Annotated in this window: 17 protein-coding genes; 9 read left to right on the forward strand and 8 right to left on the reverse strand. The window is 71.0% G+C overall.

Annotated features, from left to right (window positions below; translation table 11 throughout):
- Positions 1-11: 11 nt before the first annotated feature.
- Together QC180_RS16340 and QC180_RS16345 are read left to right on the forward strand one after the other, a co-directional pair.
- Positions 12-377, forward strand: coding sequence for an ADP-ribosylation/crystallin J1 (locus QC180_RS16340; RefSeq protein ID WP_278263582.1), 366 nt, complete (start codon positions 12-14; stop codon positions 375-377).
- A gap of 51 nt (positions 378-428) precedes the next feature.
- Positions 429-1058 carry a DUF1152 domain-containing protein gene (locus QC180_RS16345; RefSeq protein WP_278263583.1) on the forward strand — a complete coding sequence of 210 codons (630 nt, stop codon included), beginning with the start codon at positions 429-431 and terminating at the stop codon, positions 1056-1058.
- A gap of 522 nt (positions 1059-1580) precedes the next feature.
- On the opposite strand, the gene QC180_RS16350 is transcribed toward QC180_RS16345, so the two are convergent.
- The gene (locus QC180_RS16350) at positions 1581-2558 is read right to left on the reverse strand and encodes a cation diffusion facilitator family transporter (protein WP_278263584.1); all 978 of its coding nucleotides are present in this window, start codon (positions 2556-2558) and stop codon (positions 1581-1583) included.
- A 159-nt stretch (positions 2559-2717) separates the two neighbouring features.
- Entirely contained in the window at positions 2718-3041 is a 324-nt protein-coding gene (locus tag QC180_RS16355) for a hypothetical protein (protein ID WP_278263585.1), read from the reverse strand.
- A 219-nt stretch (positions 3042-3260) separates the two neighbouring features.
- Between QC180_RS16355 and QC180_RS16360 the strand changes: the two genes are divergently transcribed.
- Positions 3261-3797: a sigma-70 family RNA polymerase sigma factor gene (locus tag QC180_RS16360; RefSeq protein ID WP_278263586.1), complete on the forward strand. Its 537-nt coding sequence runs from the start codon at positions 3261-3263 to the stop codon at positions 3795-3797.
- 178 nt (positions 3798-3975) lie between these two features.
- The gene (locus QC180_RS30360) at positions 3976-7869 is read left to right on the forward strand and encodes an N-acetylmuramoyl-L-alanine amidase (protein WP_474646460.1); all 3894 of its coding nucleotides are present in this window, start codon (positions 3976-3978) and stop codon (positions 7867-7869) included.
- On the opposite strand, the gene QC180_RS16370 is transcribed toward QC180_RS30360, so the two are convergent.
- Positions 7870-8715: a hypothetical protein gene (locus QC180_RS16370; RefSeq protein ID WP_278263587.1), complete on the reverse strand. Its 846-nt coding sequence runs from the start codon at positions 8713-8715 to the stop codon at positions 7870-7872. It lies immediately after the preceding gene.
- A gap of 214 nt (positions 8716-8929) precedes the next feature.
- On the opposite strand from QC180_RS16370, the gene QC180_RS16375 reads away from it, so the two are divergent.
- Positions 8930-9958, forward strand: coding sequence for a CobW family GTP-binding protein (locus QC180_RS16375; protein ID WP_474646461.1), 1029 nt, complete (start codon positions 8930-8932; stop codon positions 9956-9958).
- Here the strand turns inward: QC180_RS16375 and QC180_RS16380 are convergent.
- From QC180_RS16380 to QC180_RS16390, 3 genes are read right to left on the reverse strand one after another with little or no spacing between them, the layout of a single operon-like run.
- Positions 9955-10386 (reverse strand): molybdenum cofactor biosynthesis protein MoaE, encoded by a 432-nt coding sequence (locus tag QC180_RS16380; RefSeq protein ID WP_278263588.1) that lies wholly within the window; start codon positions 10384-10386, stop codon positions 9955-9957. The two genes, QC180_RS16375 and QC180_RS16380, sit on opposite strands and share 4 nt — an antisense overlap.
- Positions 10379-11389: a bifunctional molybdenum cofactor biosynthesis protein MoaC/MoaB gene (moaCB, locus tag QC180_RS16385; protein WP_278263589.1), complete on the reverse strand. Its 1011-nt coding sequence runs from the start codon at positions 11387-11389 to the stop codon at positions 10379-10381. The genes QC180_RS16380 and moaCB overlap by 8 nt, the downstream gene beginning before the upstream one ends.
- Complete coding sequence (locus tag QC180_RS16390; protein WP_278263590.1) at positions 11386-12588, reverse strand: molybdopterin molybdotransferase MoeA; 1203 nt, start codon at positions 12586-12588, stop codon at positions 11386-11388. The genes moaCB and QC180_RS16390 overlap by 4 nt, the downstream gene beginning before the upstream one ends.
- 142 nt (positions 12589-12730) lie before the next feature.
- Here QC180_RS16390 and moaA point away from each other — a divergent pair, with 142 nt between their 5' ends.
- Genes moaA through QC180_RS16405 form a run of 3 tightly spaced genes read left to right on the forward strand, consistent with a single transcriptional unit; the run spans position 12731 to position 14386 of the window.
- Complete coding sequence (moaA, locus tag QC180_RS16395) at positions 12731-13789, forward strand: GTP 3',8-cyclase MoaA (RefSeq protein ID WP_278263591.1); 1059 nt, start codon at positions 12731-12733, stop codon at positions 13787-13789.
- Positions 13782-14024 carry a MoaD/ThiS family protein gene (locus QC180_RS16400; RefSeq protein WP_278263592.1) on the forward strand — a complete coding sequence of 81 codons (243 nt, stop codon included), beginning with the start codon at positions 13782-13784 and terminating at the stop codon, positions 14022-14024. The genes moaA and QC180_RS16400 overlap by 8 nt, the downstream gene beginning before the upstream one ends.
- 2 nt (positions 14025-14026) lie before the next feature.
- Positions 14027-14386 carry an iron chaperone gene (locus QC180_RS16405; protein WP_278263593.1) on the forward strand — a complete coding sequence of 120 codons (360 nt, stop codon included), beginning with the start codon at positions 14027-14029 and terminating at the stop codon, positions 14384-14386.
- 6 nt (positions 14387-14392) lie between these two features.
- Here the strand turns inward: QC180_RS16405 and nadE are convergent, their stop codons facing one another.
- Together nadE and QC180_RS16415 are read right to left on the reverse strand one after the other, a co-directional pair.
- A complete protein-coding gene (nadE, locus tag QC180_RS16410; RefSeq protein ID WP_278263594.1) occupies positions 14393-15217 on the reverse strand; it encodes an ammonia-dependent NAD(+) synthetase in 825 nt (274 codons plus the stop codon).
- A gap of 6 nt (positions 15218-15223) precedes the next feature.
- Entirely contained in the window at positions 15224-15874 is a 651-nt protein-coding gene (locus QC180_RS16415) for a TetR/AcrR family transcriptional regulator (RefSeq protein ID WP_474646468.1), read from the reverse strand.
- Between the two features lie 102 nt (positions 15875-15976).
- On the opposite strand from QC180_RS16415, the gene QC180_RS16420 reads away from it, so the two are divergent.
- Positions 15977-16546: an NAD(P)H-dependent oxidoreductase gene (locus tag QC180_RS16420; protein ID WP_278263595.1), complete on the forward strand. Its 570-nt coding sequence runs from the start codon at positions 15977-15979 to the stop codon at positions 16544-16546.
- Positions 16547-16728 lie beyond the last annotated feature (182 nt).

The raw sequence follows: 16728 nt of genomic DNA on the forward strand, positions 1-16728 counted from the left end.
GGGTGGCGATCGTGATCGACGAGGGAACCGTGCTGTGGCGTCCGACCGGGCCCGCCGAGCTCGCCCTGGTGGCCGAATCCGGGTGGCGCGCATGGCCACCCCGGCTGCCGGACCAGCCGATCTTCTACCCGGTGCTCACCGAGGACTACGCGATCATGATCGCCCGCGACTGGAACGTTCCCGCGTCCGGTTCCGGGTACGTCACCCGCTTCACCGTCGACACCGCCTACCTGGCGAACCACGAAGTCCACCAGGTCGGCGGCCGCGACATCCTCGAATACTGGATCCCCGCCGAGGAATTGGACGACTTCAACGCCCACCTCCTCGGCCCCATCGAGCTAATCCACACCTTCCCGGCCCCCGCCGACCCGGCGTGACCCCGGACCTGTTCACGCCCCGCGCCGTCGCCCGCCTGGCGAATCATCGCAGTGTTCTCCTGGCGGGCGCGGGCGGCGGTGCTCGCCGAGCGTCTGGCGCTGGACGCGGTGGTCCTCGTCGACGGCGGTACCGACATCCTCCTGCGCGGTGACGAGGAACGGCTGGGCACACCCGAGGAGGACCTGGCCAGTCTCGCCGCCGTCGCCGGTCTGGATTCCGGTCTCGAGCGGCAGGTCTTCTGCCTGGGGTTCGGGATCGACAGCTTCCACGGCGTCAACCATGTCCACGTCCTGGAGAACATCGCCGACCTGGACGCGGCCGGGGCGTATCTGGGCGCCTTCTCGATCCCCGGTGACGCGCCCGGCGCCCTGGTCTACCGCGACGCGGTCGACGCGGCGGCACGGGAGACACGGCGGCCGAGCCTGGTCAACGGCCAGATCGCGGCCGCGCTCGCCGGGGCGCACGGTGAGGTGGCCGTGCCGGGGCGGACGCGCGTGGGGGAGTTGTTCGTCAATCCGCTGATGGCCATGTACTTCACCTTCGACCTCGTCGGACTCGCCCGTCGGAACCGGTATCTGGAGCGACTCGAGGGGACCGTCACGGTCGAGGACGTGGCCCGTCGGATCGGGGAGTCCCGGGTGGGGCTCGCGCTGCGACCCCCGCGCGTCTTTCCGCACTGAATCGGTCCACGAAATGCGGCGTGCGCTGGGAATTCCCGGTTGTGTGTGACGGAATGTAGCGGTGCCCCTATTTCTCGGGGCATCTGGAATGTGTCCTTATCGGATGGCGCAAAAGGAATCTCAGAGGGCTCTCATATTCGCCTCAGGAACATGGTGTATCACGCGAAAAGCCCTGGTAGTGATAGGTTTTTGCCTCAACTGTTACCGTCGTCACGAAATCGCCGAATTCGTAACCCGGGGCGATCGGGGGTCGATATGCCATTCGTAAGCCAGCCCCGGCTGGACCTATCGAGAAACAGAGGAATTCTTATGATCCCCGTTATCATCGACACCGGTAGCGCCGCCCTGAACGGCCTCTTCGACACCCTCGGCGCCGCGCTCCACGGCATCGTCGACACCCTGTGGACCGGCTCCTTCGGCGGCTGATCCAGCCCCCAGGTCGATGTGACGACCAGGTCCGCCCTGACCGCGTGACCTACGAGAAGGCCCCGCACCCGGACGAGGTGTGGGGCCTTCCCGCGTTCAGTGCGAGTGCGTGGAGGTGCGACCGGGCACGTGCTTCGGACCGTGCGACTCGCCGCAGTGGCCTTCGTCGGGACGCGCGGCGCCGATGTCGAGCACCTTCGGGTTGGCATGGTCGACCTGCAGGGTGACGTGCCCGATGTGGTGCTCGTGGTCGAGCATGTGCGCGATGTCCTCGCGCACCGCGTGGCAGTCGTGGCCCGGCTCCACCAGCACGTGCGCCGAGAGCGCGGGCGAGCCGGAGGTGATCTCCCAGATGTGCAGGTCGTGCACCTCGGTGACACCCTCGCGGGCGGCCATGTCGCGACCCACCTGGGCGGGATCGAGATAGTCGGGCGCCGCCTCGAGGAAGATGCGGCTCGACGCGCGGATCAGCCCGATGCCCGCCTTGATCATCAGCACCACCACGATCAGGCTGGCGACGATGTCGGCCCGCGCCCAACCGGTGAGAATGATGACCAGACCGGCCACCGCGGTGGCGATGAAGGCGAACAGATCGTTGAGGATGTGCTGGTAGGCGCCCTCGACATTGAGACTGGACCGGTCGGCCTTGCTGATCATCCAGGTCGCCAGCACATTGACCACCACGCCGACCAGCGCGGTGATCAGCACCAGCGTGCCGTGTACCTCCGGCGGCTCGAACAGCCTGCGGATCGCCTCGTAACCCAGCCACAAGGCCAGCAGCAGCAGGGTCAACCCGTTGGCCTGGGCGGAGAGGATCTCCACCCGCTTCCAGCCGAAGGTCATCCGTCCCGCCGCCGGACGCGCCGCCAGCCGGATCGCCAGCAGAGCCAGCACGATGGAGGCCGCGTCGGTGGTCATGTGCGCCGCGTCCGAGAGCAGCGCCAGCGAATCGGCGATGACGCCGACGATCACCTCGCCGATCAGGAAGGTGACGATCACCGCCAGCGCGCCCGCCAGCCAGCGCCGATCGCTGTCGACCGACACTCCGTGGTCGTGCCCGTGTCCTGCGCCCATCGCGTTCCCCTTCTGCTGCGGTTCGATCGAGGGCTATCGTATGCACACATCGCTATGTGTGCAATTCCTTCGTTGTCGACGACGACGCGCGCGGGTGATCGCGGCTGGTCACCGGCGGTTACCAGCCTAGGCTCCGGGTGGGCTTCGTGGTGAGCTTGCTCAGTCCGGGTCGGGCCAGGTCTCCTCGACGATCACCCGGTCGGCCGCGTACCGTGCGGCGATCAGTGACGGGGGATAGGTCGGCCAGGCCGACACGGCGCCGGTCCGCTTGTCGATCACATACACCGAACCGCCCACCGGCACCGGCAGATCGGGCGGCGCGTGCGACGGCACCACCGCGAAAACGGCGAAACCGTCGGGGAATTCGGTGATCCGGCGTTCGGTTCCCGGCGCGTCGGCGGGAAGGTGATCGGCCGCGATGCGGGTGGCCTCGGCCCGGTCGACCGGCGTCTGCGCGTCGGTCGGATATGCATGGATGTCCACGTAACAGCTCCTCGCCGCGATTGTCGTCGCCGCGCCGCCGTCGTGGGTGGGGAATCGGGGAAGCCGCCGAAAAGGGCGAGCCCGGCAGCCCTGCTCCCCCCTCCTGGAGCAGGCCCGGCCGGGCTCGCGAGAAAAGTGTCGCGCGGACAGCCAGCAGTCTTCTGAAGACCGGCTTAAGAACCGCGTTGTCATCGAGGGCCGCTCCCGCGATACATCGATATGACCGACACACCCTGCGGCGCGCACTGCGCGCGACTGTGCACCAGAGACGGGCTGGCGGCCGTGCTGGCCGCCGACCACGGCCTGCTGCACTGGCGGGCGATGCGCAGCCTCGGCGACCGGGGCCTGGCCGAACACGCCGTGCAGGAGACCCTGCTGCGCGGCTGGCGCGCGTGCGGGGCCTTCGATGAGCGCAAAGGCACTGTGCGGGCGTGGCTTTCGGCGATCGAACGCAATGTCCTGATCGATATCGCGCGGGCGCGGGCGGCCCGGCCCGGTGACGTGGGCTGGGATGACATCACCGAGTTGCCCGGCTGCGGCGGACCGGATTTCGCGGACGGACTGATCGACGGTCTGCTCGTCGAGCACCTGCTCGCGCTGCTGCCGGAGCCGCAGCGGGCCGCTGTGGTCGAGGTGATTCTGCGCGATCGTGGATACCGGGAAGTGGCAGCGGATTTCGGCATTCCGGTGGGCACCGTGAAGACCCGCGTGCACTACGCACTGCGCTCGCTGCGTCAGTTGCCCGATGTTGCCTGACGCGTCCGATTTCCGCGCATCTGGGCGTCTGACCAGCGCTTTTTCCTTCTTATTCGCTGTTGCATTTCGGTAACGGTGCTTGATCTGTGGTAACGCTCGTTGCAAGAGTGAACCAGTGGGTTTGGTGTTACCAATGGGAAGGGAGGGGTGCTCCGGTCCCGGGGTGCCGACCGAACATATGCAACCAAACATCATCAATGCCGGTCTCTGCTCCGCTGTCTCCGCCGCGGTCGTGGTGTCGCTGTCCGGGCTGATGCCCGTGACCGCCCACGCGGCGCCACCCGGGCAGCCAGCCGACAGACTCGTGGGGAAGACGATCTTCCTCGATCCCGGTCACCAAGGACCGGATCACGCCGAAGACCTCGGTCGCCAGGTCGACGACGGCCGCGGCGGCACCAAGGACTGCCAGACCACCGGCATGACCTCGCTGCACGGCATCCCCGAGCACACCATCAACTGGGAGGTCGCACAGCTGGTCAAGGCGTCGCTGCAGGCACTGGGCGCCGAGGTGGTGCTCAGCCGTGGCGACGACTCGGGCTGGGGCGGATGCGTCGACGATCGGGCCCGCGCGGCCAACGCCTCGGGCGCCCAGATCGCGGTGAGTATCCACGCCGACAGCGCCCCCGCCGACCTGAGCGGCTTCCACCTCATCATCCCCGAACTGCCGATCCCCGACACCGCCGCCGAACAGGCCCAGTCCGGCGCGGGCCGGGCGGCCTCGGCCTCGGTGCGCGACGCCTACCGGGCCGCCGGTTTCACCTCGGCCACCTACGCCGGTGTCCAGGAGGGCCTGCAGACCCGCGCCGACATCGCTGGCCCCGCGCTGACCCATGTCCCCCTGGTCTTCGTCGAGATGGGCAACGGCGCCAACGCCGAGGACGCGGCCCTGCTGGAATCGCGCGAAGGACAGTTGAAGCACGCCGTCGCGATCGCCACCGGGGTGGTCGGGTTCTTGATGAACGCGCCCGTCGCCGGGACGACGCCGGTCGTCGAGTCGGATCAGGCCGCCGGGTCTCCCGGTGTGAGCCCGAACGGTACGGAGTCGACCGAGCCGGGTACCGCTGGGACCGAGTCTGGCACCGCTGCGACCGAGCCCGGAACCGCTGGGACCAAGCCTGGCACCGCTGGGACCGAGTCCGGTACCGCTGCGACCGACCCCGGTACTGCTGGGACCGAGCCCGGAACAGCGCCTCTTGAGGGCGCCGGACCTTCAGCTCCGCCTGCGGGTGCGCCCGCCGACAGCGCTGGCCCGGACGCACCGCCCGCCGCGGACGCCAACGGTGCTCCGGCACCTGACCAGGCGAACGGCGCGCCCGCGCAGGATACCGATCCCGCGTCGGACCAGCCCGGTGCCACCGCGCCGGACCCCGCCGCTCCGCTCTCGGCCGATCCCGCCACACCGCAGCCCAACCCGGCCGACGAGCCCGCTCCCGCCGCTCCGGCAGGCGACTCGGCTCCGGCCGCCGCAGGCGATCCCACTCCGGCGCGTGACGCGGACCCCGCACCCGCTCCGGCGGACGACCCGGCCCCGGCACCCGCTCCGGCGGACGACCCGGCCCCGGCGCCCGCTCCAGCCGACGAGCTCGCTCCCGACGAAGCCCCGGCCCCCGCCGCCGCCGAAATCGCCGCCCCGATCAGCCTGTTCGCCGCCGTCCGCCACCCGGTCGCCGACGACCCGAAACCCCCGACCGGCTCCAGCGGCCACCTCTCCATCCCCGGCGAGAAGAAGCCGGATCCGGCCACCAACGGCCCGTCCCCCATCGCCCCGAAGCCCCCGACCGGCTCCACCGGCGGCCTCACCATCCCCGGCGACACCCCGCCCCCGGCGGACCCGCCCGACGCCCCGGAAGGCACAGCCGACCCGACCCCCGAAAACGGCGTCGACCCGGCCCCGAGCGATTCCGCCCCGTCATCCGAGGCAGCTCCGACGGATGTTCCTGGCACGGAGGCTGGTCCGACGGATGTCCCGGCGCCAGAGGCAGCCTCGATGATCCTCGGCTCACATCCCGGCATGGGCGGGATCCTCACCCAGATCGCCGACGAGACCCCCGCGCAGGTCGACGCCAACGATCCCAGCAATACCGATACCGCGCCCGGCCAAGGCAACGACACCACCGTCCCCACCCAGGGCCAGGCTGAGACCACACCCACCCCGGGTGAGGCCACGCCGACCCAGGGCGAAACCGGTGTCGCACCCGCTCCGGGCGAGCCCGAGTCCACGCCGATCGAGGGCGAGACCGGCACCGCACCCGGTCAGGGCACGGCCGCCACCGCGCCCACTGAGGGCCAGATTGAGGCCGCACCCGATCCGGGTGAGTCCACGCCAACCGGGGGCGAGGCTGGTGTAGCACCCGCTCCGGGCAAGTCCGAGTCCACGCCGACCGACGGCGAGGCTGGCACCGCACCCGGTCAGGGCACGGCCGCCACCACGCCCACTGAGGGCCAGGCTGAGGCCGCACCCGATCCGAGTGAGTCCACGCCGATCGAGGGCGAGGCTGGTGCCGCACCCGCCCCCGGCGAGGCCGAGTCCACGCCGGTCGAGGGGGAGGCGACCACCGCACCCACGCCGGACGAGACCGACTCCACACCCGCTCAGCCCAACGCGGTTCCCGCCCCTGAGGACACCGCTCCGACGCCGGGCGCCACCTCGAACTCAGCCCCCGCTACCGAGCCCGGCTCCACGCCAGCACCGGGCGAAGCCACCGCTCCCACAGAGGAAGCCGTCCCTTCGGACAGCCCGCACTCGGTGCCGAGGACAGGCCCGGCCCGGACGAATACATCCGTTCCGCTGGCCATGCCGCACGCGGCCCCGGCTCCACGCGGCGTTCCGACCCAGGGCCACGGCCTGGTCCCGGCCCCGGGCGCGGACGCCGTCCCCACGCCCGGCGCTGCCCCGTCGGCCGTGCCCAACACCGTGCCGACTCCGGGCACTGCTCCCGCCCAGGGACTGGTCCCGGTGCCCGGCGCGGACCCTGTGCCGACGCCCGGCGCTGTTCCTCCGGCTGGTCTCGGTTCGGTACCCGGTAAGAACGCCGTCCCCGCACCGGGTGTTCCGACCGGTCTCGGACCCGTCCCCGGCGCGGTTCCCCCGACCGCGGCGGTCCCGCCCGCTGTGCCCAATACCGCCCACGGTCCGGGCCCTGCTCAGGCTCAGGCTCAGGGGCTGGTCCCGGTGCCCGGTGCGGATGCCGTGCCGACGCCCGGCGCTGTTCCTCCGCCGGGGCTCGGTTCGGTGCCCGGCGCCAACGCGGTCCCGGCTCCGAGTGCTCCGGCTGGCCCCGGATCGGTCCCCGGCGCGGACGCTGTTCCCACGCCCGGTGCTGTCCCGCCCGCCGTGCCCAACGCCGCCCACACTCCGAGGACCGCTCAGGGCCTGGGGCTGGTTCCGGTGCCCGGCGCGGATGCTGTGCCGACGCCCGGTGCTGTTCCTCCGGCCGGGCTCGGCTCTGTGCCCGGTACGGACGCGGCTCCCGGCAGCGCGCCGTCCGGCGGAACGAACTCGGCGCCGGTGCCCGGGCTCGGCTCGGGTCCCGTGCCGGGTTCGGTTCCGGCCGAATCGGATTCGGGTCCGGCCGCCCCGGGGTCCGCGCCCAGTACCGGTGCCGCCAAGACTACGACCTCCGTCCCGTCGACTCCGCCGAGCGCGGGTCCGGGGACCGCTCACGCGGACAACTCCGCCCCGGCGAACTCCAAACCGGTCGGAGCCCCGCGCCCTCCGGGTCGGCCGACGCCGTCTCAGCCCGCGACGCCGCCCGCACCGGCCCCGGCGCGCGCCCCGATCGCTGACCCGGTGCCCGTCGCCCCGGTCCGTACCGCGCCGCCGGGAGCACCCTCCGCCCCGGCACCGACTCCGCGCGAACGCGGCACCACGCCGAAGTCCCAGGCGACACCGGACGAGTCGACGCCGGACGTCAGCTCGCTGAGCAGTTCGATGGGTGGCCCGGTGATGACGCTCATGAACCTGCTGATGCCCATGGCCCAGTCCCTCGGCATGGACAACAGCGCCGCCACCAGCCAGCTGATCAACCTCGCCTACACCCTCGCGGGCGTGGTGTTCGGCCCGACGAAGTAATCAGGGCAGACGCGGGAACCCGTAGCCCGCGTACCACCGGATACGACGCCGGATCACCTCGGCGTTGAGCTCGGCATCCGGACTCGGAATCGTCAGACGAAGACCCGGCACGGCGGTCGTCACCAGGACGGCCGCCGTGTCGTTCGCGTGCAGGGGGCGTCCGTCGGGCAGTTGGAACCACGGGTAGCGTTCGGGTGGACACGGCCGCACCGATACCGCGGTGACACAGCGCAACTCGATGCGCAGCAACGGCGTGATCTGCGGTGGGTAGCCCGAGAGCTGCGGCCCGAGCCGATCGTGCGCGCGCACGACGAGAACGTCGCCGACCAGGGCGACCTGCACGTTGTAGGTCCCGTGCCGCCGGGGATTCTCGCCGAATCGGTGCCGGTGCTCGAAGGTCTGGATCCGGATCACGATCTCCTGCGCCGACTCGGCCAGATGCGCCGTGGAAGCGCCATGGATCCGTTTCCGCGCGAGCTCGGCCAGCGCCACCGACGCGATGGCCGCGGCCAGGCTCACGAAGACCGGCCAGACGGGCGGCCACGTTCCCTCGCTGACAGCCAGCCCTGTGACCCCCATCGCGAACTGCCCGAGATAGGCCACCGCACCCCACGGCCACCGACCAGCGGGCCAGAGCCGCTCGCGAACCCAACGGATCGCCCAGCCGTGCGCACCCACCACGACCAGCAGATATGCCAGTGGCCACAGCACCGACGGTGCGGTGAGCCATGCGGCGACCCCGAGCACCCCGGACCCGGCGGGCACGAGAACGAAGGCTCTCCCGAGATCCCGCGCGACCAGCGGCCATCGCGCGCGCAGACTCGCCGCGACGGTGGAATCCGCCACGTCCCGGGGAATCGGAAACAGCCGCTCCCACCCCGTCGCCAGCTCCCGGGTAGGCCCATACGACATCCCACGTCCCCCTCGGCTGCCTCGGTCGGCATTCACCGGCACATGCTGCCGTATCGGACCGGCCGCGGCCAGTCGGCGGATGCTCGATTCGAGGAGACGGTCCACCGGACCGAACGAGCGGGTGCCGGGTAGTGGCACCATGGTCTGCGTGATTCCTGTCGTCGTGGTCGCGGGCTTTCTCGGGTCGGGGAAGACGACCCTGCTCAATCATCTGTTGCGCAATAATCGGGGGACGCGCATCGGGGTGGTGGTCAACGACTTCGGGGCGGTGAACATCGACGCGATGCTGGTGGCGGGGCAGGTCGACGCGATGGTGTCGCTGGGGAACGGGTGCGTGTGTTGCGCGGTGGACGTGTCCGAGCTCGGTGACCTGTTCGGGCGGTTGGCGCAGCCACGCGGCGCGGTGGACGTGATCGTGGTGGAGGCCAGCGGCCTGGCCGAGCCGCGCAATCTGATCCGGATGGTGATCGCCGATCCGAATCCGCGCATCGGGTACGGCGGACTGGTCGAGGTGGTCGACGCCGAACAATTCGGGCAGACCAGCGCGCGCCATCCGGAGCTGATCTCACACCTGCGCCTGGCCGACCTGGTGCTGCTCAACAAGGCGGACCGGGTCGCCGAGCCCGCGCTGGCGGAGCTGCGCGCGCGACTGAGCGAGTGGGTGGGGCAGGTGCCGGTCTACGCGACCACGCACGGCCGGGTCGACCCCGGTCTCCTGTTCGACGAGCGCACCCCGGAGACCCCGACGGTGGCCCAGCAGCTGAGCTTCGATTCACTCCTCGATGACCACGATCACGACGAGCCCGGCCACCGCCACCTCCACGACGACTACGTCACAGTGACGTTCACGAGTGAGCACCCGCTCGACCCGCGCGCCCTGGTCGCCTTCCTGGAGGACCCGCCACCGGGCCTGTTCCGCGCCAAGGGATTCGTGGCCTTCGCCGTGACGGGTGAGCGTCGCAAATTCGAGGTGCACCTGGTCGGCAGGCACATCGTCTTCACCCCCGGCACGTGGCCGCGCGGTGAGCAGCGAGTGTCGAACCTGGTGCTGATCGGCGCGGGCATCGACACCGAGGTGGCGCTGAAACGCTTGCGCGACACCGCCGTCGACGGTCCCGACCGCGCCGACGAGCAGGCCATGCTCGGTGTCTGGCGCTACACCCCGAGTGTGGACTAGCCGCAGGCGTTGACCCATTCGGAGAGCCCGTCGGCGAACAACTGCCGCTTCCAGATGGGCACTTCGTGTTTGATCCGGTCCACCAACTCGTGGCAGACGGTGAACGCCTCGGCCCGATGCGGCGCCGCGACCGCGACCACCACCGCCAGATCGCCGATCGTGAGCGACCCGACACGGTGGGTCGCGGCGACCGGAAGATCGTGGGCGGCAGCCACTTCGGCGCACAACTGCCGCAGGAAGCGCTCGGCCTGGGGATGCGCCGAGTACTCCAGCGCGCTCACCGCCTGACCACCGTCGTGATTGCGCACCTTGCCGGTGAACACCACCACGGCACCGAATTCCGGTCCGTCGACGGCCTTTTCGACCTCGATCGGGTCCAGATCGTCCTCGCGGATCGCGGTCAGCCGGACGAGGCCCCGCTCAGTCATGGTCGCCTCCTCCGGACACCTGCGCCAGCAGATGATCCAACAACGGTTCCAGCACGGCGATGCCGTCTTTCACGCCACCGGGCGAGCCCGGCAGGTTCACTACGACGGTACGTCCTACCAGGCCCGCCACGCCACGGCTCAGCGCCGCGAGCGGGAATTTCTCGGTGCCGCGCTGCCGGATGGCATCGGCGACGCCGGGCAGTTCCCGGTCGAGCACCGCGCGCGTGGCCTCGGGAGTCGCGTCGGTGGGGGAGGCGCCGGTGCCACCGGTGGTGACGACCAGCGCCGGTCCGCCGGTCAGCGCGTCGGCCAGTCCGGTCGCGATCTCGGCATCGGCGTAGACGAGCGGTCCGCGCACCGAGAAACCCTGGGCGGTCAGCCATTCGGCGAGAACCGGACCGGTGGTGTCGGTGCGGGTCCCGGCGGCGGTGCGGGTGGAGGCCACCACCACGACCGCCGATCGCGAATCCATCACGGCGGCAACGTCATCCGGGGTGGCCACCGGACTGGTGACCTCGGGCGCCGAACGACTCTCCGGACGCACCCAATACCCGTGCTTACCACCCTCTTTGGTGACCAACCGCACCCCGTCCATCACCGCGGCCGGGTCCACCGCCTTCACCATGTCGTGCAGCGTCAGCCCCGCCACCGCGACGGCGGTCAGCGCCTCCATCTCCACCCCGGTCGGCCCGGTCGTCTTGGCCGTGGCCTCGACGGTGATGGATGTCTCGGTGAACCCGAACTCCACCTTCACCGACGACAGCGCCAGCTGATGACACAGCGGGATCAGCTCGGAAGTCTTCTTGGCACCGGCGATTCCGGCCAGCCGCGCGGTCGAGAGCACATCGGCCTTGGGCATCCCGTCGGCCCGCACCAGCGCGATCACCTCGGCCGTGGTCCGCAATTCCCCTGCGGCGACGGCGATCCGGGTGGTGTCGGCCTTGCCGCTCACATCCACCATGCGTGCGCGGCCTTCGCCGTCGACGTGGGACAACTCGCTCATAGCGACAAGATTCGCACAGGGGCGCCCTCGCCCAGCGAGGTGACCTCGGCCGGGACATCGACGAGCACATCGGCCCAGGCCATGCCCGCGATCAGGTGTGAACCGGGACCGCCGATCACCTCGACGCCGTTCTCGGTGCGCAGACCGCGCAGAAACTGGCGGCGCCCGGCGGGGGAGCGCAGCGGGGTCAGCAGGGTGGTCTCGGCGGTCTGGGCCGGGGGCAGGCCGCCCAGTGCCCGGATCGCCGGACGTGCGAACACCGCGTAGGACACCATCGTGCTCACCGGGTTGCCGGGGAAACTGAGCACCGGCACGCCGTCGACCACGGTGTAGCCCTGCGGCCCGCCCGGCTGCACGGCGACCGAGCCGAAAGTGCCGCCCAACGGTTCGAGGACGTCCTTGACCACCTCGAAGTCGCCCTTGGACACCCCACCGGAGGTGAACACGACATCGGCGGTCGCGGTGGCGGCGTGCAGGGCGGCGGTGAAGCGGGCCGGGTCGTCGGTGCTGTGCCCGATGTCGACCACGTCGACCTCGTCGGCGCGCAGCGCGGCGGCCAGCGCGATCCCGTTCGAGTTGTAGATCTGTCCCGGCGCGAGTTCGCTGCCCGCCGGGCGTAATTCGTCGCCGGTGGTCAGACATACCGCGCGCAGCCTGGTCAGTACCGGCACGGTGGGCAGGCCGACGGCGGCCAGCGCGGCGATGTGCCGGGGCGCCAGCACGGTGCCCGCCCGCGCCACCAGCGCGCCCACCCGCACATCGGTGCCCGCCTCGCGCACGAACTCGCCGCGTCCGCGTCCGCGTTCCACCACGATCCGCCGCGCTCCGGCCTGCACGTCCTCCACCGGGATCACACAGTCGGCGCCGGGCGGCATCGGCGCCCCGGTCATCACCTTCAGCGCCGAACCCGGCGGCAGTTCCGCACCGGCCTTACCCGCGGCGATCACCCCGGCGACCGGCAGCTCCACCGGCGTCACGGACACATCTGCGGCGCGCACCGCGTACCCGTCCATGGCCGAGTTCCGGAACACCGGCAGATCGATCGGCGAGAGCACGTCGGCGGCCAGGACGCGGCCGAGCGCGCCGGGCACCGGGACCTGTTCGTCCAGGCGGTCGGCGAGCGGGGCCAGCAGCGCGGCGACGGTGTCGCGGTACTCGTCGACGCTGCGGGCCGACGCGGTGGCGGGCCGGGGAGTCATGGTCCCAGCCTAATCGCCGCCGGACCGGCACGTTCCCCACGCGTGGCTCACCGCGCGGGGTGGCTCGCGGTGAGCTGACCAGTTCGCGACCAATCGGCCCGCCGCACCGGATGTGCTGGGCCTTACGGGTCATACTAGAGAGATGACGTTGGTCGAGATGGGGATTCCCGCTGTGCGAACGGAGCTGCCGTCCCTCGACGGCAGGCCCGACACGCCTTTCCTCGTCGACCGCTTCGGCCGTGTCGCCCGCGATCTGCGCGTGTCCATCACCGAGAAGTGCTCGCTGCGCTGCACGTACTGCATGCCCGAGGAGGGGCTGCCGCCGATTCCGCGCCAGGAACTGCTCACCACCGACGAGATCGTGCGACTGGTGTCGCTGGCGGTGCGCGAGCTCGGGGTGCGCGAGGTGCGCTTCACCGGCGGTGAGCCGCTCATGCGTCGCGAACTGGAGGACATCGTCGCGGGCTGCCACGCCGCCGTGCCCGACACGCCGCTGGCCATGACCACCAACGGCGTCGGCCTCGAACACCGGGTGCGCGCCCTGGCCGCGGCGGGCCTGTCGCGGGTCAATGTCTCCCTCGACACCGTCGACCGCGTCGATTTCACCCGCCTGACCCGCCGCGACCGCCTCGAATCGGTGCTCAACGGCATCCGCGCCGCCCGCGACACCGGGCTGGCCCCGGTGAAGGTGAACGCCGTGCTGATGCGCCAGAACCTCGCGGGCGCGCCGGACCTGCTGGCCTGGTGCCTGGCCGAGGGCTGCGAACTGCGCTTCATCGAGGAGATGCCGCTCGACGCCGATCACGAGTGGGCCCGCGACCACATGGTGACCGCGGCCGACCTCCTCGAGGTACTCGGCACCCGCTTCACCCTGACGCCCACCGCCCGCGCCGACCCCTCCGCCCCGGCGGAGAAATGGCTGGTCGACGGCGGTCCGGCGACGGTGGGCATCATCGCCACCGTCACCCGCAAGTTCTGCGACAACTGCGATCGCACCCGCCTCACCGCCGACGGCATGCTGCGCTCGTGCCTGTTCAGCGACCAGGAATTCGATGTGCGCACCGTGCTGCGGGCGGGCGCGAACGACGACGAGGTCGCCGAGCTGTGGCGCGGCGCGATGTGGCAGAAGTGGGCCGGTCACGGTATCGACGCCGCCGGTTTCGTCCCCCCGGAACGCACGATGGGAGCCATCGGTGGTTGAGGTCCGCTATTTCGCCGCGATCGCCGACGCGGTCGGCAAGAACACCGAATCACTCGACCTGCCCGCGGGCGCCACCGTCGCCGATCTGCGCGCGACCCTGGCCGCCACCTACGGCACCGAGGTCGACACCCTGGTCGGGGTGTGCGCCTTCCTCATCGGCGACGAACTCACCCGCGACCCGGCGGCCATGCTGGTCGAACGCGTCGACGTGCTGCCGCCCTTCGCGGGCGGCTGAGCATGGTCCAGAGCCGGGCCGCCGACGTCGCGACCTACCTCGCCGAACTCCCGCCCGAGCGCCGCGCGGCCCTGACCCGGCTGCGTGAGCTGTGCCTGGCCGAGCTGCCCGGCTTCACCGAGGTCATGGCCTACGGGATGCCCGCCTACCAGCGCGACGGCGTCGGCGAGATCGCCTTCGCCAGCCAGAAGCAGTACATCTCCTTCTACCTGCTGCGCACCGACGTCCGCGCGGCCTTCGCCGCCCGCCTCGCCGCCCACGACATGGGCAAGGGCTGCCTGCGCTTCCGCAAGGACCCGGACTACGACCTGGTCCGCGACCTGCTGCGTGCCACCGCGAGCGGCGAGGGCGTCAGCTGCTGACGACGGTCAGCGCCACCACGTGTCGAGCGGGGTGACCGGCACCGTGCGCTTGTGCCGGGTGTTGGTGAAGATCGACTCCAGCCGTTCGGCGACCTCGGGCGCCACCTCCTTGCCCTCGAGGTAGTCGTCGATCTCGCTGTAGCGCAGGCCGAGGGCCTCCTCGTCGGGCAGCGCGGGACGGTCGTCCTCGAGGTCGGCGGTGGGCACCTTCGACCACACGCTCGACGGCGCGCCGAGCTCCTGCAGCAGCGCCGCGCCCTGGCGCTTGGTCAGGCCGGTGAGCGGGGTCAGGTCGACGCCACCGTCGCCGAACTTGGTGAAGAAGCCGGTGACCGCCTCGGCGGCGTGGTCGGTGCCCACGACGAGCAGGTTCTCCTGCCCGGCCAGCGCGTACTGGGCGACCATCCGCTCGCGGGCCTTGATGTTGCCGCGCACGAAGTCGCGCAGCCGCTCGTGATCGAGCGCACCGGCCACCTCGAGGGCCACCGCGTCGGCGCCGGGCCGGATATTGACCACCACACAGCGATCGGGGTCGATGAAGTTCAGGGCGATCTGCGCGTCGTGCTCGTCGGCCTGCACGCCGTAGGGCAGGCGCACGGCCAGGAACTCGGCCTCGGCGCCCTCGGCGCGCAGTTCCTCGGCGGCGAGCTGGCACAGCCGACCGGCCAGCGAGCTGTCCTGACCGCCGCTGATGCCGAGGACGAAGCCCTTGGCCGGAGTGCTGCGCAGATAGTCCTTGAGGAAGTCGACGCGGCGGCGGACCTCCTGCTTCGGCTCGATCTCGGGCAGCACACCCAGTTCGGTGATGATCTGTTCACGCAGTGTCGCCATGCCGTCTCACTCTACTTGTGCGGCAGGCGAAACAACCCGGCGAACGAGCCATTCCCAGTTGTCGCCGATCTGGTCGCGGGTGAAGCCGAGCGCCCCGATCTGGTGGGTGACCAGCGCTGCGGTCAGAGTGGCCAGCAGCGAGTCGGCGATCAGGGGGACTGACCCGCGCACACCGGCGGCGTGGAGCAGCAGCTGGACGTGCGCCTTGTGCAGGCTGTAGGGGCCGCCGCCGAAGCGGGCGTCGCCCTGCTCGGCGGCCCGGTGCAGATCGCCTTCGACCTCGATGTCGAGCAGCCGGGTCCGCCCGAAGGCGATGAGCCGGTCGACCGGGTCGGCGGCGGGGCCCAGCGGGGCCGGGCCGAACATGAACGCGGCCTGGAACTTCTGCTCGGAGTGGTCGAGCAGGGCCAGCATCAGGCCGGTGCGGTTGCCGAAGCGGCGGAAGACGGTGCCCTTGCCGACCCCGGCGCGTCTGGCCAGCGCGTCCATCGTCAGCCCGTCGACGCCGTGCTCGCGCACCAGCCGCTGGGCCGCGTCGAGCAGCAGCGCGCGGTTGCGGGCGGCGTCGGCGCGTTCGGTGGGCTCCCCGCTGCCGGGCAGGAGCTGCCCGATCGGGAGCAACGGCGGCTCGTCCGACCTCGGTGTGCCGTAGCTCACGCTGCTCACGCGCCCTCCGGGGGAAGTAATCGGACCTTGGTCCGGTTAATGTCGGATGCATCAGTGAAACATCCCCACCTACTGAGTACACCAGGAGTTGTCATGAGCGAGACCCGCATCCTCACTCTCGTCGGAAGCCTGCGCGCGGGCTCGATCAACCGCCGCCTGGCCGAAGCCGCCGCGCAGACCGCGCCCGAGGGTGTGTCGGTCTCGATCTACGAGGGCCTCGGTGAGCTGCCCTTCTACAACGAGGACCTCGACGTGCCCGGCCAGGTGCCCGCGCAGGCCGAGGCGCTGCGCGCGGCCGTCGCCGAGGCGGGCGCGATCCTGCTGGTGACCCCCGAGTACAACGGCACCCTGCCCGCCGTACTGAAGAACGCCATCGACTGGGCCTCGCGTCCCTACGGCGCCGGTGCGATCAAGGGCAAGCCGGTCGCCGTGGTGAGCGCGTCGATCTCCCCGCGGGCGGCGGCCTGGGCGCACGGCGACACCGTCAAGTCGGTCGGCGTGGCCGGTGGCGTGGTCGTCGAGGCGGCCGTGGCGCAGTTCGGCGGCATCGGCGAGCGCTTCGGCGCGATCCACCCGGCCGAGGACGCCGAGGCGCTGACCCAGCTCGGCGCGGTGGTGCACGAACTGGTGGCCGCGGCGGGCGAGGTCGTCGTCACTGCGTAAGCTGTCCGTGGCTCTGACAGGGGCGTCGCATCCGTTCGCGGAGGCGACGCCCCTTCGCCGTCCGCGGGGTTTGCTGAAGACTCGCCGGGATGCGAAATCGTGATCTGGACCACATTTTTCCCTGCGTGGCGATCGCCCGTCCTGGGACTTACCGCGTGGGAATTACATCTGTGCGACTCGCA

This window comes from Nocardia anocheti (assembly GCF_029675105.1).
Lineage (GTDB): Bacteria > Actinomycetota > Actinomycetes > Mycobacteriales > Mycobacteriaceae > Nocardia.

What these genes read in the sequence shown, in the direction of transcription:
- QC180_RS16350 (WP_278263584.1), bottom strand. Translation starts at nt 2,558, where the DNA reads ATGGGCGCAGGACACGGGCACGACCACGGAGTGTCGGTCGACAGCGAT.
- QC180_RS16360 (WP_278263586.1), top strand. Translation starts at nt 3,261, where the DNA reads ATGACCGACACACCCTGCGGCGCGCACTGCGCGCGACTGTGCACCAGA.
- QC180_RS30360 (WP_474646460.1), top strand. Translation starts at nt 3,976, where the DNA reads ATGCAACCAAACATCATCAATGCCGGTCTCTGCTCCGCTGTCTCCGCC.
- QC180_RS16380 (WP_278263588.1), bottom strand. Translation starts at nt 10,386, where the DNA reads ATGACTGAGCGGGGCCTCGTCCGGCTGACCGCGATCCGCGAGGACGAT.
- moaCB (WP_278263589.1), bottom strand. Translation starts at nt 11,389, where the DNA reads ATGAGCGAGTTGTCCCACGTCGACGGCGAAGGCCGCGCACGCATGGTG.
- QC180_RS16390 (WP_278263590.1), bottom strand. Translation starts at nt 12,588, where the DNA reads ATGACTCCCCGGCCCGCCACCGCGTCGGCCCGCAGCGTCGACGAGTAC.
- moaA (WP_278263591.1), top strand. Translation starts at nt 12,731, where the DNA reads ATGACGTTGGTCGAGATGGGGATTCCCGCTGTGCGAACGGAGCTGCCG.
- QC180_RS16405 (WP_278263593.1), top strand. Translation starts at nt 14,027, where the DNA reads ATGGTCCAGAGCCGGGCCGCCGACGTCGCGACCTACCTCGCCGAACTC.
- nadE (WP_278263594.1), bottom strand. Translation starts at nt 15,217, where the DNA reads ATGGCGACACTGCGTGAACAGATCATCACCGAACTGGGTGTGCTGCCC.
- QC180_RS16420 (WP_278263595.1), top strand. Translation starts at nt 15,977, where the DNA reads ATGAGCGAGACCCGCATCCTCACTCTCGTCGGAAGCCTGCGCGCGGGC.